General features: G+C 44.7%; 15 protein-coding genes. 2 read left to right on the top strand and 13 right to left on the bottom strand.

All coding sequences use genetic code 11. The features are described 5' to 3' along the window. Positions 1-32 precede the first annotated feature (32 nt). The 4 genes from LDX50_RS01620 to LDX50_RS01605 form a co-directional block, all read right to left on the bottom strand. A complete protein-coding gene (locus LDX50_RS01620) occupies positions 33-2,303 on the bottom strand; it encodes an aconitate hydratase (RefSeq protein WP_225696655.1) in 2,271 nt (756 codons plus the stop codon). 100 nt (positions 2,304-2,403) lie between these two features. Next, positions 2,404-2,853, bottom strand: coding sequence for a MarR family winged helix-turn-helix transcriptional regulator (locus LDX50_RS01615; protein WP_225696654.1), 450 nt, complete (start codon positions 2,851-2,853; stop codon positions 2,404-2,406). A gap of 9 nt (positions 2,854-2,862) precedes the next feature. After that, the gene (gene folE / locus LDX50_RS01610; protein WP_225696653.1) at positions 2,863-3,525 is read right to left on the bottom strand and encodes a GTP cyclohydrolase I FolE; all 663 of its coding nucleotides are present in this window, start codon (positions 3,523-3,525) and stop codon (positions 2,863-2,865) included. Beyond that, complete coding sequence (locus LDX50_RS01605; RefSeq protein WP_225697563.1) at positions 3,506-3,913, bottom strand: 6-pyruvoyl trahydropterin synthase family protein; 408 nt, start codon at positions 3,911-3,913, stop codon at positions 3,506-3,508. Before LDX50_RS01605 ends, folE begins: the two co-directional genes overlap by 20 nt. Before the next feature lie 144 nt (positions 3,914-4,057). Between LDX50_RS01605 and LDX50_RS01600 the strand changes: the two genes are divergently transcribed. After that, entirely contained in the window at positions 4,058-4,714 is a 657-nt protein-coding gene (locus LDX50_RS01600) for a phosphoadenylyl-sulfate reductase (protein WP_225696652.1), read from the top strand. Between the two features lie 4 nt (positions 4,715-4,718). Then, entirely contained in the window at positions 4,719-5,639 is a 921-nt protein-coding gene (locus LDX50_RS01595; RefSeq protein WP_225696651.1) for an NAD-dependent epimerase/dehydratase family protein, read from the top strand. Here the strand turns inward: LDX50_RS01595 and LDX50_RS01590 are convergent. The 9 genes from LDX50_RS01590 to LDX50_RS01550 form a co-directional block, all read right to left on the bottom strand. Further along, positions 5,636-6,583 (bottom strand): ion channel, encoded by a 948-nt coding sequence (locus tag LDX50_RS01590; protein WP_225696650.1) that lies wholly within the window; start codon positions 6,581-6,583, stop codon positions 5,636-5,638. The genes LDX50_RS01595 and LDX50_RS01590 overlap by 4 nt on opposite strands. Before the next feature lie 40 nt (positions 6,584-6,623). Then, on the bottom strand, positions 6,624-7,040 hold the full coding sequence (locus LDX50_RS01585) for a BrxA/BrxB family bacilliredoxin (protein WP_225696649.1): 417 nt from the start codon (positions 7,038-7,040) through the stop codon (positions 6,624-6,626). 30 nt (positions 7,041-7,070) lie between these two features. Further along, the gene (locus tag LDX50_RS01580) at positions 7,071-7,370 is read right to left on the bottom strand and encodes an iron-sulfur cluster assembly protein (protein ID WP_225696648.1); all 300 of its coding nucleotides are present in this window, start codon (positions 7,368-7,370) and stop codon (positions 7,071-7,073) included. Between the two features lie 35 nt (positions 7,371-7,405). Beyond that, positions 7,406-7,843 (bottom strand): SufE family protein, encoded by a 438-nt coding sequence (locus LDX50_RS01575; protein WP_225696647.1) that lies wholly within the window; start codon positions 7,841-7,843, stop codon positions 7,406-7,408. Continuing rightward, on the bottom strand, positions 7,843-9,084 hold the full coding sequence (locus LDX50_RS01570) for an aminotransferase class V-fold PLP-dependent enzyme (protein WP_225696646.1): 1,242 nt from the start codon (positions 9,082-9,084) through the stop codon (positions 7,843-7,845). The genes LDX50_RS01575 and LDX50_RS01570 overlap by 1 nt, the downstream gene beginning before the upstream one ends. After that, entirely contained in the window at positions 9,081-10,379 is a 1,299-nt protein-coding gene (gene sufD / locus LDX50_RS01565; RefSeq protein ID WP_225696645.1) for a Fe-S cluster assembly protein SufD, read from the bottom strand. Before sufD ends, LDX50_RS01570 begins: the two co-directional genes overlap by 4 nt. 3 nt (positions 10,380-10,382) lie before the next feature. Then, on the bottom strand, positions 10,383-11,144 hold the full coding sequence (gene sufC / locus LDX50_RS01560; RefSeq protein ID WP_225696644.1) for a Fe-S cluster assembly ATPase SufC: 762 nt from the start codon (positions 11,142-11,144) through the stop codon (positions 10,383-10,385). A gap of 30 nt (positions 11,145-11,174) precedes the next feature. Continuing rightward, on the bottom strand, positions 11,175-12,620 hold the full coding sequence (gene sufB, locus LDX50_RS01555) for a Fe-S cluster assembly protein SufB (RefSeq protein WP_225696643.1): 1,446 nt from the start codon (positions 12,618-12,620) through the stop codon (positions 11,175-11,177). Between the two features lie 125 nt (positions 12,621-12,745). Then, positions 12,746-13,213, bottom strand: a complete 468-nt coding sequence (locus LDX50_RS01550) for an Lrp/AsnC ligand binding domain-containing protein (protein ID WP_225696642.1) — start codon at positions 13,211-13,213, stop codon at positions 12,746-12,748. Positions 13,214-13,771 lie beyond the last annotated feature (558 nt).

Here is a 13,771-nt window from a genome sequence, read left to right as displayed (position 1 = left end):
AGATAGAAAGAAAGGGGCGAAGGCCCCTTCAATTATGCTTCTTTTTCTTTTTCCTTGATCAGGTTCAGTGCTGATCCTGCCTTAAACCATGCTATTTGTGACTGGTTATAGCTATGGTTCACCTTTATGGTCTCAGAACTTCCATCCTTATGATCCAGTTTTAGGGTCAAAGGCACATCCGGAGAAAAATTCTCCAGGTCGATAATACTGATCGTATCATCCTCAAGGATTTTATCATAGTCCTTTTCATTGGCAAATGTGAGTGCCAGCATCCCCTGTTTTTTCAGGTTTGTTTCATGGATACGTGCAAAGCTTTTTACCAAAACCGCCCGTACTCCAAGATGACGCGGCTGCATTGCTGCATGCTCACGGCTGGATCCTTCGCCATAGTTATGATCTCCCACAACGATTGTAGGAATACCTGCGGCTTTATACGCCCGCTGGGTATCCGGTACTGAACCATATTCACCTGTCAGCTGATTTTTAACAGAATCAGTTTTATTGTTGAAGAAATTCACCGCACCTGTCAGCGTATTATTTGAAATATTATCCAGGTGCCCGCGGTAACGGAGCCATGGACCGGCCATGGAAATATGGTCGGTTGTACACTTTCCGGCGGCTTTGATGAGCAGCTTCATTCCTTCAATGTTCTTGCCATCCCAGGGAGTGAACGGATCCAGCAGCTGAAGACGTTTGCTATCGGGAGCCACTACTACGGATATACCACTTCCGTCTTCTGCCGGGGCCTGGTATCCCGGATCCCCGACATCAAATCCTCGTGTGGGCAGTTCATCCCCATGAGGAGGATCGAGGCGGACTTCCACGCCGTCCTCGTTGATCAGGGTGTCTTTTAGCGGGTTGAAGGTAAGATCTCCGGCGATGGCCATTGCGGTCACCAGTTCAGGTGATGCGACGAACGCATATGTATTCGGATTTCCGTCTGCACGTTTGGCAAAATTCCGGTTGAAGGAATGCACAATCGTATTCTTTTCTTTCTTATCGGCACCGGCCCGGTCCCACTGGCCAATACAAGGGCCACAGGCATTTGCAAATACACTCGCGCCTATTTTGTTGAATGTATCAATAAAACCGTCTCTTTCGATGGTAAACCGAACTTGTTCAGAGCCCGGTGTGATCGTAAATTTCGACTTTGTCTTTAATTTCTTGGTGACAGCCTGTTCCGCCAGTGAAGCAGCCCGCGAAATGTCTTCATAGGAAGAGTTTGTGCAGGATCCGATCAGGCCCACCTCAATCTTGGTTGGCCAGTCGTTCTTTTTGGCCATTTCAGCCATTTGGCTGATTGGAGTGGCAATATCCGGCGAGAACGGTCCGTTCAGGTGGGGTTCGAGCTCGGAAAGATTGATTTCAATCACCTGGTCGAAGTATTTTTCAGGGTTTTCATATACTTCGGGATCAGCCGTAAGATGTTCACGGATACCATTGGCCATATCGGCTACTTCAGAGCGTCCGGTTGCACGCAGATATCGCTCCATAGAATCATCATAACCGAAAGTAGAGGTAGTTGCGCCGATCTCAGCCCCCATGTTACAGATGGTTCCTTTACCGGTACATGAAAGAGATAATGCGCCCGGTCCGAAATATTCAACGATACAACCTGTACCACCTTTAACAGTGAGTATCCCGGCCACTTTCAAAATCACGTCCTTTGCTGATGTCCACCCATTCATTTTTCCTGTAAGCTTCACACCAATGAGTTTTGGAAACTTCAATTCCCAGGGCATTCCAGCCATAACATCCACGGCATCAGCACCACCAACGCCCACAGCAACCATTCCGAGTCCGCCCGCATTCACGGTATGTGAATCCGTACCGATCATCATGCCGCCGGGGAAGGCATAATTTTCCAAAACCACCTGGTGAATAATTCCTGCACCGGGTTTCCAGAATCCGATGCCATATTTGTTTGACACCGACTCGAGGAAGCGAAATACTTCGCCACTGGCATTTATAGAGTTTCTAAGATCTTCTGTGGCACCTTCTTTTGCCAGGATCAAATGGTCGCAATGTACGGTTGAAGGCACAGCTGCCTTCTTTTTACCTGCCTGCATGAACTGAAGCAACGCCATCTGGGCGGTTGCATCCTGCATTGCCACCCTGTCGGGCGCAAAATTCACATAGCTCTTCCCGCGTTCGAAAGCTTCCAGCGGTTGCTCTTCATGAAGGTGGGAGTAAAGTATTTTTTCGGCCAATGTCAACGGGCCATTCACGACATTTCTGGCAGCTTCAATTCGCTCATTCATGCGACTGTATACTGCCTTGATCATATCAAGGTCAAAAGCCATATTTGTGTCTTAGTTTAATGAAATCTTTGATAAGGTATCAAAGTTACAAATTAAATCCTTTATTGGGAAAGCAGGAATTAAAAGGTAAGCTGCGTGCTGATTATCCCCGTATCTTATCCAGCAGGGTATTAAGTTGAACCGCTTCCTTATCGGTGAGATTGTCCAGCAAATGTGAGAAGCCACTGACGGTATTATCAGTATCTTCGAGAAGCTTGAGTCCTGATTTTGTGATTGTTATCTCAACGGCCCGTCGGTCGGCATCGCTTTCTTCACGTTTTACCAGCTTTTTCTTTTCCAGGCGCTTAACGATCCGGGAGGTATCAGACATCTTGTCAAGCATACGTTCTTTCAGGAGATTGATGGATGCCGGCTTTGGGTACTGTCCGCGCAGAATACGAAGGACATTGTACTGTTGCCGAGTAATGTCATGCTCCTTGAAATAATCATTCATTTCATTAATTACCGTATTGTAGGTGTAAATAAGGTTGAGCAGACCTTTTTGTCGCTCACTAATGAATTTGGTTTGCTTAATGTCTTCGGCTAAGCCCATATGAACCAATTATTTTGTGTTAATATAGTTCAGGAATTCGTTTTTTATTTGGGTATCCTTGAATTTTCCAGAAAAAAATGCAGTTCCCGTTTTGCTGTTGGTATCATTTACACCACGAGAAGCTACACACAAATGGGTTGCATCTACTACGATCGCCACATGATCTGTATCAAGCGCTTTTTGTAATTCTTTTCCGATCTGAACTGTAAGACGTTCCTGTACCTGCGGTCTTTTGGCAAAATACTGCACGATTCGGTTGATCTTGGAGAGACCGATCACCTTTCCCGTGGAAATATAGGCCACGTGGGCTTTTCCGTAAATGGGAACAAAATGATGTTCACAGTGTGAATAAAAGGTAATATCCTTTTCCACCAGCATTTGGTCGTAACGGTACTTGTTATCGAATAGCGTCACAGACGGCTTATTCATCGGATTTAGTCCGCTGAAAACTTCCGTCACATACATTTTTGCAACCCGGTGAGGAGTTCCCTTTAATGAGTCATCGGTAAGATCAAGGCCAAGTACCTGCATGATCTCGGTGAAGTGTTTCTCGATCTTCTGAATTTTTTCCTTATCTGTTAAGTCGAACGCGTCGTCTCTCATGGGTGTATCATAGCTGGATCCCATGTGATCTTCACCGTATTCGTCAATTTTAAATTGGGTATTCGACATAATTTCTTTCAGTTTCGTAAAGCGTAATTTTCAAATCCAGTGCGGAATCGATTTTTTCACGCAGGATATTATAAATAACAACCGCGATATTCTCGGCTGTCGGATTTAGTTCTTTGAAGTATTCCGTATCAAGATTCAGGTTTTTATGATCAAACTTAGTGAGCACATGATCTTTGATCAATGTACTAAGTTTCTTCATATCATACACATACCCTGTCCGTGGATCTGTTTCACCGCTCAATTTTACGATCAGCTCATAGTTGTGCCCGTGGTAGTTCGGATTATTGCATTTCCCGAAAACCTTTTCATTTGTCTCATCATCCCACTGCGGATTGTGCAGGCGGTGGGCGGCATTAAAATGTTCCTTTCTGAATACGGCTACTTTCATCAGCAGTAATAACATTCAGTTTAACAATTGGTTCAGAAATGTTAAACAATGTACAATTATAGCATAAAAATATTGTTGGATATGTTTCTCGTCCGACTTTCCTCCTGCGGGTCATTTGCATATCTTTGATCAAAAGGGACATCAGTGACTTTCGAAGAAATCAAAAAGAAGATTAGCGGGTATAAGGATGCAGGCAGGAGCCTGTTCACAACTTCTTCATTCCAGTCGCACAGCATTGTGATGTTGCATATTATCAGCAGGATTGACCCTGAGATACCTGTCGTATTTATCAATACAGGATATCATTTTCCCGAAACGGTACGATTCAAGGATGAGGTAAGCAGGCTGTTTTCGCTTAACACGATTGACTTAAAACCAAGTACGCCAAAATTTATGCAAAGGGATGCCGATGGCCGGTTGCTTTTTACCTCTGATCCTGATCATTGCTGCTACCTCAACAAGACTATGCCTGTAGACACACTGCTGAGAAAATATGATGTCTGGATCAATGGAATTCGGGGGGATCAGAGCTCGGTACGCAAAAGAATGAAGGTAGAGCAGGAAGCTCCGCATGGCACGATCCGGTTTCACCCCATGCTCGACTGGACGCCCAGGATGATCTACCAATATCAGAAGGAATTTGATCTGCCCAGGCATCCGCTGGAAGAACAAGGCTATATGAGCATTGGATGCGAACCCTGTACACGGAAAGTTGATCCTGATATGATGGAACGGGAGGCCCGTTGGTATGGTATGAGTAAGGCGGAGTGCGGCCTGCACACAGACCTGGTAAAAAATTAGAATAATGAATGTACTGTTAATAGGAGGTGCCGGTTACATTGGTACTGCATTGCTGGAAGAGCTCACGGCACGAAAGGATGTATCGAAGGTAATCATTTATGATAACCTCAGCCGATCGAACTATAACCTGTTTCTGGATGGTAAAAAGGAAGGCTCTGATAAAGTGAAATTTATGCGGGGTGAGTTACTTGATTCCAGGCAACTGTCAAAGGTGTTAAAGGGGATTGATGTGGTGTATCACCTGGCGGCCAAAGTAACCACTCCATTTGCCAATACAGATCCGCATTTTTATGAACAGGTGAACCATTGGGGAACGGCCGAACTCGTTTACGCCATTGAAGAAAGTGATGTGAAGAAGGTGATATATGTAAGCAGTACTGCTGTTTATGGGGCAACTTCAGACGCAGTGGATGAAAAGACTATTCCTAATCCCCGTACATTTTATGGTATATCCAAATACCGTGGTGAGGAACATGTGAAACGGCTGGAGAATTCAAGAGAGACCTTCATTCTCAGGTGTGGTAACGTGTATGGCTACAACCGAAGTATGCGCTTCGACGCGGTAATTAATAAATTTGTGTTTGAAGCGAATTTCAACCGGCAGATACAGATTCATGGTGACGGGAAACAGCACCGGGCATTCGTTCATATCCGAAACGTGGCCTGTGCACTGGCGCGCATTTTGGATAACAATCTTGAAACCGGAACCTACAACCTGGTTGACCGCAATGTGGGAGTGCTGGATATCGTAGATGAACTGAAGATGTTGATTCCTGATCTTGAGTTTATTTTTATCAACCAACACCTGAAGTTAAGACAGCTGAAAGTGAGTACGAATAAGCATCTCAAGGAGAGACTCGGACTAAAAACGGATATGTCATTCACCGAAGAGCTCCGGGAATTCCTTGATCATTTTAGCTTTTAGGAGCTTGATGGCAACGGGATTTCTTCATAATCGTGAATACGGTCGAAGAAAAGGTGGATGTCGCCTGATGGCTGCGTGTCGAAGGTAGGCAGGTATTTTGCCCCCCAGATGATTTCATCACATTTGTAGGAGTATCTGGAGTGAACCGTCTGACTAAAGGTATCGTCGAACCCCTTGATCATAATAAGTATTTCCCCTTCCATTTCAATCAGTTCATCACGCGTTTTGCCGTAGAGCGGACTGTTTTGATTGATCGGGTGGACAATGGTCCAGTTCAACGGGAAGAAGAGAATTTGGTTTCTTTCAAGTTCCAGCGGGATAAAACTCCTTTTTAAAATACCCTTATCGCTTTTCTGTACGATCATCAGCATGACTGTTGCCTCCATTTCCATCAGATTACTGTTTCGCATATTCGCAATCCTGAATTGAAGACTTGTGCCGTCAGTTCCATAGGGAGAGACAAGGGCATGCCGGGCATATTTCAAACGTGCAGATGGACGGCTGAAGCGACCATACAGGATACCCGTGATGATGGCGAAGCTCATCCAGCCGAAGATTGCTTCGAAGGAAGCGACGATATTCGCCAGGTTGCCAATAGGTGTGATCCCACCGTACCCTACGGTTGTAAAGGTCTGAAAACTGAAATAGCAGAGCTGAAGGTATGTGTTAAGAGGTGTGCTGGCTGGAATACCATTGAAATGGATGTCGCCTACCAGCAGGTAGATGAATGCAAAAAAACCATTCATCAGCAGCAGGTAAAGTACAATAATGCCTGCAAACTTCCACCAGCCGATCTGGATCAGATATTGATAGGTATTGCGTGTGCTGGGCGGAAGAGCTACCTTTTTTACATTAAAGGAGCCGTCTTTGTTAATAATCCGTTTTGAATAGGAGGTATATTGAGTGCCTGTTCCCGGATCGCTGCTGTTGAATCGTTTTGCCATTTGTTAAAGAAAAAAGACCCGGAAAATCCGGGTCTTTAATTTAGCAATATTCTTCGAACACCTGAACCAGATGCTGGCCGATCATCTGTGCGTTTCGACCTTCAATGTGGTGACGTTCAATAAAATGAATGAGTTCACCATCTTTGAACAGCGCGATGGAAGGTGATGAGGGCGGGTAGGGGAGTGTATATTCTCTCGCCTTGCTGGTGGCATCGGTATCGACACCGGCAAAAACCGTTACAAGGTGATCAGGCTTTTTGCTGGCATGTTCGAGCGCGAGTTTCACTCCCGGTCTTGCCGCTCCTGCAGCACATCCGCAAACTGAATTGATCACCAACAAAGAAGTACCTTTATGATCACCCAGATGGCTGTCAACTGCATCTGCTGTTTTTAATTCTTCAAATCCGACAGAACTCAGATCTGTTCTCATCGGGGCTACTAATTGTTCGGGATACATATGTTATTTATTTAATGTGTTCGTATTTAATTATAAAAATCCTAATTCGAGTTTTGCTACTTCAGACATCATGTCCTGAGAGTAGGGAGGGTCGAAGGTGATCTCGACATTTACATCGCCCACACCTTCCACCAGGCTAACTTCCCGGTCTACATCTACAGGGATGCTCTCCGCTGCCGGGCAGTTGGGTGAAGTGAGTGTCATAAGAATAAAGACACTGTTGTTCGGCGGATGAATTTCGATCTCGTAAATCAATCCCAACTCGTAAATATCCACCGGTATTTCAGGGTCATATACGCGTTTCAGGGCCTCAACGATCTGATCCTTCATTGTCGCTTTGTCTTGGTTTATACTTGTTTGCTCATTCATATCGACTCCTTCTGACTCTTCAATGCAATCGCATATAATTTCATCTGTTTGATCATCGCGGCAAAACCGTTAGATCGCTGTGTTCCAATAAACCTGTCCATGCCGATTTCAGACGGAAAGTATAATTCTGTATTGATGATATCTTCAGGTGTTTGTCCGGAATAGACCCGAACAAGCAGGCTTACAAGTCCTTTAGTGATCGCTGTATTGCTATCGGCTTCAAAAAAGACCTTTCCATCTTCCATATGGGCATGAAGCCAGACTTTTGACTGGCACCCTTTTACGATATATTCATCCGTTTTGAATGATTCGTTCAGTGGCGTCAGTTTTTGTCCGAGTTCCATGATATAGAAATTGGTCATCTCGCGATCCCCTTCAAGGATGCCAAATTCATCAATAATCTCCTGCTGTATATCGTTTACCGGTTTTGCCATTACTTTAAAAATCGAATGATACGGTCGATGCCTTCCACCATCTGATCAATTTCTTTTATGGTATTGTAAACTGCAAATGATGCTCTTACAGTTCCTTCAATTCCGAAGTGCTCCATGAGCGGCTGCGTGCAGTGGTGACCTGTTCGAACAGCAACGCCGCGTGCATCCAGCATCTGACCAATATCAAACGGATGGATTCCTTCGATAAGGAACGAAAGGACACTTACTTTATTTGCAGCTGTTCCAATCACCCTGAAACCCGGCAGTGAACTCGTTTGTTCGGTGGCATATGCGAGAAGCTCGCTTTCGTAGGCTGCCATGCTGGATTTATTCATGGTTGTAATGAAATCAATGGCCGCTTTCATAGCAATTACGTCAGCTATGTTGGGTGTTCCTGCCTCAAACTTGTACGGAATATCGTTGTAGGTGGTATGAGTAAATGAAACATCACGAATCATTTCCCCGCCACCCTGATACGGCGGCATCGACTCCAGGATCGCCCGTTTGCCATATAATGCACCGGTTCCGGTAGGACCGTAGAATTTGTGGGCTGATAAAGCATAGAAATCGCAATCCAGGGCCTGAACATCAATATTCAGATGCGCCCCGGCTTGTGCTCCGTCAATAAGTACCAGCGCGCCTGCCCCGTGGGCAAGTGATGTAATTTCAGCTACCGGGTTGATGGTTCCCAAACTGTTGGAGGCGTGATTAACAGCCACTAGTCGTGTTCTGTTTGTTAGCAGCGATTTGAATGCATCCATATCCAGACTGCCGTCTTCACGGACAGGAATGACACGTATGATCGCTTCTTTTTCCTGTGCCAGAAGCTGCCACGGAACGATGTTGGAATGGTGCTCGAGTCCGGAAAGGATAATCTCGTCACCCTTTTGGATCTCCTTTCTGCCCCATGATCCTGCCACCAGGTTAATGGAATCTGTCGTTCCTTTGGTAAAGATAATTTCTTCTTTTTCCCCGGCATTTATGAAAGTCTGCATTGCGACCCTTGTTTGCTCAAAGGCATGGGTCGCTTTCTCTGCCAGTGTGTGAATACCCCGGTGGATATTCGCATTGTATCCGGAATAGTATTCTGTAAGCGCGTCAATCACCTGCCGCGGCTTCTGTGTTGTGGCGGCATTATCGAAATAGGCCAGTGGCTTCCCGTTGACGGACTGGTCCAGAATCGGGAATTCCTTGCGGATTTTATCAATATCCAGCGAAGTATGGCCTACTTCGGTACTCATGAAAATTTGAAATTGAGTTTATGACTGATAAGTGATTCCAGGTATTTCTTGAGTGGCTCACTTTCAACATGGTCTATGGTCTCAAGTGCAAAGGCATACAACATCAGCGCACGCGCTGATTTCTCTGATAAACCTCTCGAGCGCAGATAGAACAGGGCTTCCTGATCAATCTGACCCGTGGTGCAACCATGGGAACACTTCACATCATCAGCCCAGATTTCAAGCTGAGGCTTGGTATTTACTGTCGCTTCATCGGAAAGCAGGATATTTTTATTTGACTGGAATGCATTGGTCTTCTGGGCTTCCTGACGAACAAAAACTTTACCGTTAAATACACCGCCCGCCTGATCATCCAGAATTCCTTTGTATAGTTCATTGCTGAATGAATGCGGTTTAATGTGATCAACGGAGGTGTGATTGTCTATATGGGTTTTGCCGTCGATTGCGTATAACCCGTACAGGTGTGTTTCGCAATTTTCACCATCGAGGGCAATATTTACATTATTGCGGATGGTATTTCCATTGAGCGTGATTGTTGTGGCCGCATACCGACTATCACGTTCCTGGTAAACCTGTAGCTGATCAATGATATAGGATTGTGCCTGATCATTCTGGATCTTGAACCAGTGGATCGAGGCGTTTGAGGCAACAAAAGTTTCGGTTACGGTATTCAGTAAAAACTCTTCTGATCCTTTGGAATCAAATTTTTCAATAAATGTTGCTTCGCTGCAGTTCTCGGCTACCACCAGATGACGAACATACGTGAGCTGTTTTTCCGAAGCATCAGTGAAATGGTGAAGAATAACAGGATGCTCAAGGCGAACGTTTCCGGGGACATGAATAAAGACACCGGATCTGCTGAATGCGGTATTCAGCGCCAGGAATGGCTCTTTCTCCAAATCACCGGTTCTACCATAGGCCTTTTGAGCCACCACATTGTTTTTTAGGGCTTCTGTAAGGTCCGAAACCTCAAGTGCTTTATCAATGATCTTAGATTGTTCTGCATTGAACCTGCCATTCACAAAAACAAGTTCGTTCGCCGAAATCCCATCAATTGATATGTTTTCTGCCGAGGCAGTACTTTGCTTACCGGGAACAATATCATTGAATTTCAGATACACCTTCGAAAGGTCGGTGTATTTATATTCTTCGTGTTTTTTCCCCGGAATGCCCTGTTTTTCAAATACGGTAAATGCTTTTTTACGCACATCTTGCAATACAGGACTGGCAGAACCATTCATTGCGGCTTCATCAGCTGCGAATAACTCCTTGATGTGTTCCATCATCTCTGTCATAATTTATGCAGTTTGGGCGTCGATTTCTTCCTTGATCCAGTCGTATCCTTTTTCTTCCAGCTCTTTCGCCAGTTCCTTGGTTCCTGATTTCACGATCCTTCCTTTATAAAGGACATGTACAAAATCCGGCACAATATAATCCAGCAGTCGCTGATAGTGGGTTACGACAATAGTAGCGTTTTCAGGGGTTTTGAGTTTATTCACACCGTTTGCAACGATTCGTAATGCATCGATGTCAAGGCCTGAATCTGTTTCGTCCAGGATTGCCAGTTTGGGTTCGAGCATGGCCATCTGGAAAATTTCATTCCGCTTTTTTTCACCGCCTGAGAAACCTTCATTGAGGGAACGGCTGAGTAATGCCTGGTCAATCTCTACCAGTTTCATTTTTTCCTTCATGCGGGTAAGGAACGAAACCGCATCCAACGGTTCTTCACCCCGGTATTCACGTACCTGGTTCAATGCCGTTTTCAGGAAATTTGTGGTACTTACACCCGGAATTTCCACCGGATATTGAAATGCGAGGAAAACGCCTTCACGGGCCCGGTCTTCCGGACTCAATTCGAGCAGGTCCTGACCGTTGAATTCTACAGAACCCTGTGTTACCTCATAATCCTCACGGCCTGCCAGAACGGAGGCCAATGTGCTTTTACCTGATCCGTTAGGTCCCATAATGGCATGAACTTCACCTGGCTTAACTTCCAGGTTAATGCCATTCAGGATGGCCTTATCTTCTATGGATGCATGTAAATCTTTGATCGTTAGCATACGAACTATATTTTGAAATGTCTGTTATTTTTAACCTACTGAACCTTCTAATGTGAGGGCAAGCAACTTCTGCGCTTCTACCGCAAATTCCATCGGCAACTGATTGAGAACTTCCTTGCAATACCCGTTTACTATAAGCGCTACAGCACTTTCTTCATCGATCCCACGCTGAGTGCAGTAGAATATCTGGTCTTCACCAATTTTTGAAGTGGTTGCTTCATGTTCCACCTGCGCAGTAGAATTTTCAATATCGATGTAGGGGAAGGTATGCGCACCGCAGAGATTGCCCATCAGCAATGAATCACACTGGGAGAAATTTCGTGCATTTGATGCGCGTTTTAATACGTGCACCTGGCCCCGGTAACTGTTTTGTGACTTACCGGCTGAAACCCCCTTGGAAACAATCCGTGATCGCGTATTTTTTCCAATATGGATCATTTTGGTTCCTGTATCAGCCTGCTGATAATTGTTGGTCACGGCTACTGAGTAGAATTCACCAACTGAATTATCCCCTTTGAGGATACATGAAGGGTATTTCCAGGTGATGGCTGACCCTGTTTCTACCTGCGTCCAGGACAATTTAGAATTGTTTCCGGCACAAATGCCCCGCTTGGTCACGAAGTTGTATATACCCCCTTTGCCTTCTTTACTTCCGGGATACCAGTTTTGTACGGTACTGTATTTTACTTCCGCATTTTCTTTCACATAAATTTCAACCACAGCGGCATGAAGTTGATTTTCGTCACGCATGGGGGCCGTGCAGCCTTCCAGGTAACTCACATAGGATCCTTCTTCAGCAACAATTAATGTGCGTTCGAATTGTCCTGTGTTTGCAGCATTGATTCTGAAATAGGTAGATAATTCCATCGGGCAACGAACTCCTTTTGGAATGTAGCAGAATGAACCATCCGAAAAAACGGCGGAATTCAGTGCTGCGAAATAGTTGTCATTGGCCGGCACCACTGAACCTAAATATTTTTTAATGAGTTCAGGGTGTTCCTTCACAGCTTCGCTGAATGAGCAAAAGATGATACCCAGCTCGGCTAATTTCGATTTGAAGGTAGTAGCTACTGAAACACTGTCTAATACGGCATCAACGGCTACGCCCGTGAGACGCTTTTGTTCTTCGAGAGATATGCCCAGTTTCTTAAATGTTTCCAGTAGTTCAGGGTCTACTTCATCCAGATTCTTGGGTTTTACTTTCTGTTTTGGAGCTGAATAATAGATAATATCCTGGTAATTCACGGGAGGGATGGTGAGGTTGGCCCATACAGGCTCCTTCATCTTTTCCCAGTTACGGTATGCTTTCAGCCGCCACTCCAGGAGCCATTCGGGCTCTTCCTTTTTTGCTGAAATAAAACGAATGATATCTTCATTCAGACCTTTTGGAGCCTGATCGGCGTCCAGATCTATGTTCCAGCCATGCTCATATTCTTTCGAAGTGAACTCCTGTAATATTTGATTGTCTTTACTCATTTGGATTATTTAGACTAATTTCAAATTACCGTACAAATGTACAACAAAATTTACTCTATCTGGTTCCGTAAAATCGATTTTTACTATAGATAAATCCAATGACAGGAAAGGAAATATCGATCAATTTACAGATTGAGCTCGATATTTCGGTTGATACTTTCTTCCAGGGATATCATAGTATCGGTGCGTACAATTCCTTCAACACGCTGAATTTTATCATGAAGCACATCTTTTAAATGCTGGGTATCACGACAATGGATGCGGGCGAACATACTGTAGTTTCCGGTCGTATAGTGGACGTTGGTAATTTCCGGGATCTTGTGCAGCTCTGAAATCACCTGGTCATAGAGTTCACTTTTAGAAAGAAATATTCCGATGAACGCAGTGATGTCATATCCAAGCTTGGTATGATCGATTTGCAGCGTGGTGCCCTGGACAATGCCCATTTCCTCCATTTTTCGCATACGTACGTGGACCGTGCCACCTGAAACCGGGATCAGTTTGGCTACCTCGGTATAGGGTTTCTTGGCATTTTTCATGAGGATTTCCAAAATGCGGATATCCACATTGTCAATTTCATAATGAAGCGGCATAATTGAGTGGTGTTTTTTTTACTATTTCACAAAGTACGATTAATATTTAAAAATATCATAAATATTAAGCTCAATGTTTGATATAATTTTAAAAAATGAGGCTAATTACTAACTTTGAAATATCAAAAGCGATACTGTAGAGTGTTGAAACTGGCAGACAAGCCCTCCTGTCTCGGGGGTGGAGCAAATCCGGAATAAAGTCGAAAGACCTAACCGCTCCGTGGAGGTTCGAATCCTTCCTCTACAGCAACCGTATACGAAAGCGTATCGGTTTTATACTGTAGGATGTTGAAATTGGCAGACATGCCCTCCTGTCTCGGGGGTGGGGATGAAGGAAAAAAGCAACCCGTTAGCTAGGGGTGTGCCTAACTTCCCCGTGGAGGTTCGAATCCTCCTCCTACAGCTGCAGCTCAGCGTGATTAGCTGCATTGGAAGGGTTCAAAATTCATGCAAGTGGTAAGACCTGTTCGGAAATCCGGGCAGGTCTTTCTTTTTTTGCTGTCCTGATTCCTATATGGTTTCAAAGATTTATATTCGATGGTGAATCTGTGGGCATTT

The sequence above is a fragment of the Fulvivirga sedimenti genome (assembly GCF_020328055.1).
This window is presented reverse-complemented; position numbering and strand designations above follow the sequence as displayed.

Coding starts and splice junctions, on each gene's coding strand:
- LDX50_RS01575 (WP_225696647.1), bottom strand. CDS start 7,843: ATGGCAAAACCGGTAAACGATATACAGCAGGAGATTATTGATGAATTT.
- LDX50_RS01585 (WP_225696649.1), bottom strand. CDS start 7,040: ATGTATCCCGAACAATTAGTAGCCCCGATGAGAACAGATCTGAGTTCT.
- LDX50_RS01590 (WP_225696650.1), bottom strand. CDS start 6,583: ATGGCAAAACGATTCAACAGCAGCGATCCGGGAACAGGCACTCAATAT.
- sufD (WP_225696645.1), bottom strand. CDS start 10,379: ATGACAGAGATGATGGAACACATCAAGGAGTTATTCGCAGCTGATGAA.
- sufC (WP_225696644.1), bottom strand. CDS start 11,144: ATGCTAACGATCAAAGATTTACATGCATCCATAGAAGATAAGGCCATC.
- LDX50_RS01620 (WP_225696655.1), bottom strand. CDS start 2,303: ATGGCTTTTGACCTTGATATGATCAAGGCAGTATACAGTCGCATGAAT.
- folE (WP_225696653.1), bottom strand. CDS start 3,525: ATGTCGAATACCCAATTTAAAATTGACGAATACGGTGAAGATCACATG.
- sufB (WP_225696643.1), bottom strand. CDS start 12,620: ATGAGTAAAGACAATCAAATATTACAGGAGTTCACTTCGAAAGAATAT.
- LDX50_RS01550 (WP_225696642.1), bottom strand. CDS start 13,213: ATGCCGCTTCATTATGAAATTGACAATGTGGATATCCGCATTTTGGAA.
- LDX50_RS01570 (WP_225696646.1), bottom strand. CDS start 9,084: ATGAGTACCGAAGTAGGCCATACTTCGCTGGATATTGATAAAATCCGC.
- LDX50_RS01605 (WP_225697563.1), bottom strand. CDS start 3,913: ATGAAAGTAGCCGTATTCAGAAAGGAACATTTTAATGCCGCCCACCGC.
- LDX50_RS01580 (WP_225696648.1), bottom strand. CDS start 7,370: ATGAAGGATCAGATCGTTGAGGCCCTGAAACGCGTATATGACCCTGAA.
- LDX50_RS01615 (WP_225696654.1), bottom strand. CDS start 2,853: ATGGGCTTAGCCGAAGACATTAAGCAAACCAAATTCATTAGTGAGCGA.
- LDX50_RS01595 (WP_225696651.1), top strand. CDS start 4,719: ATGAATGTACTGTTAATAGGAGGTGCCGGTTACATTGGTACTGCATTG.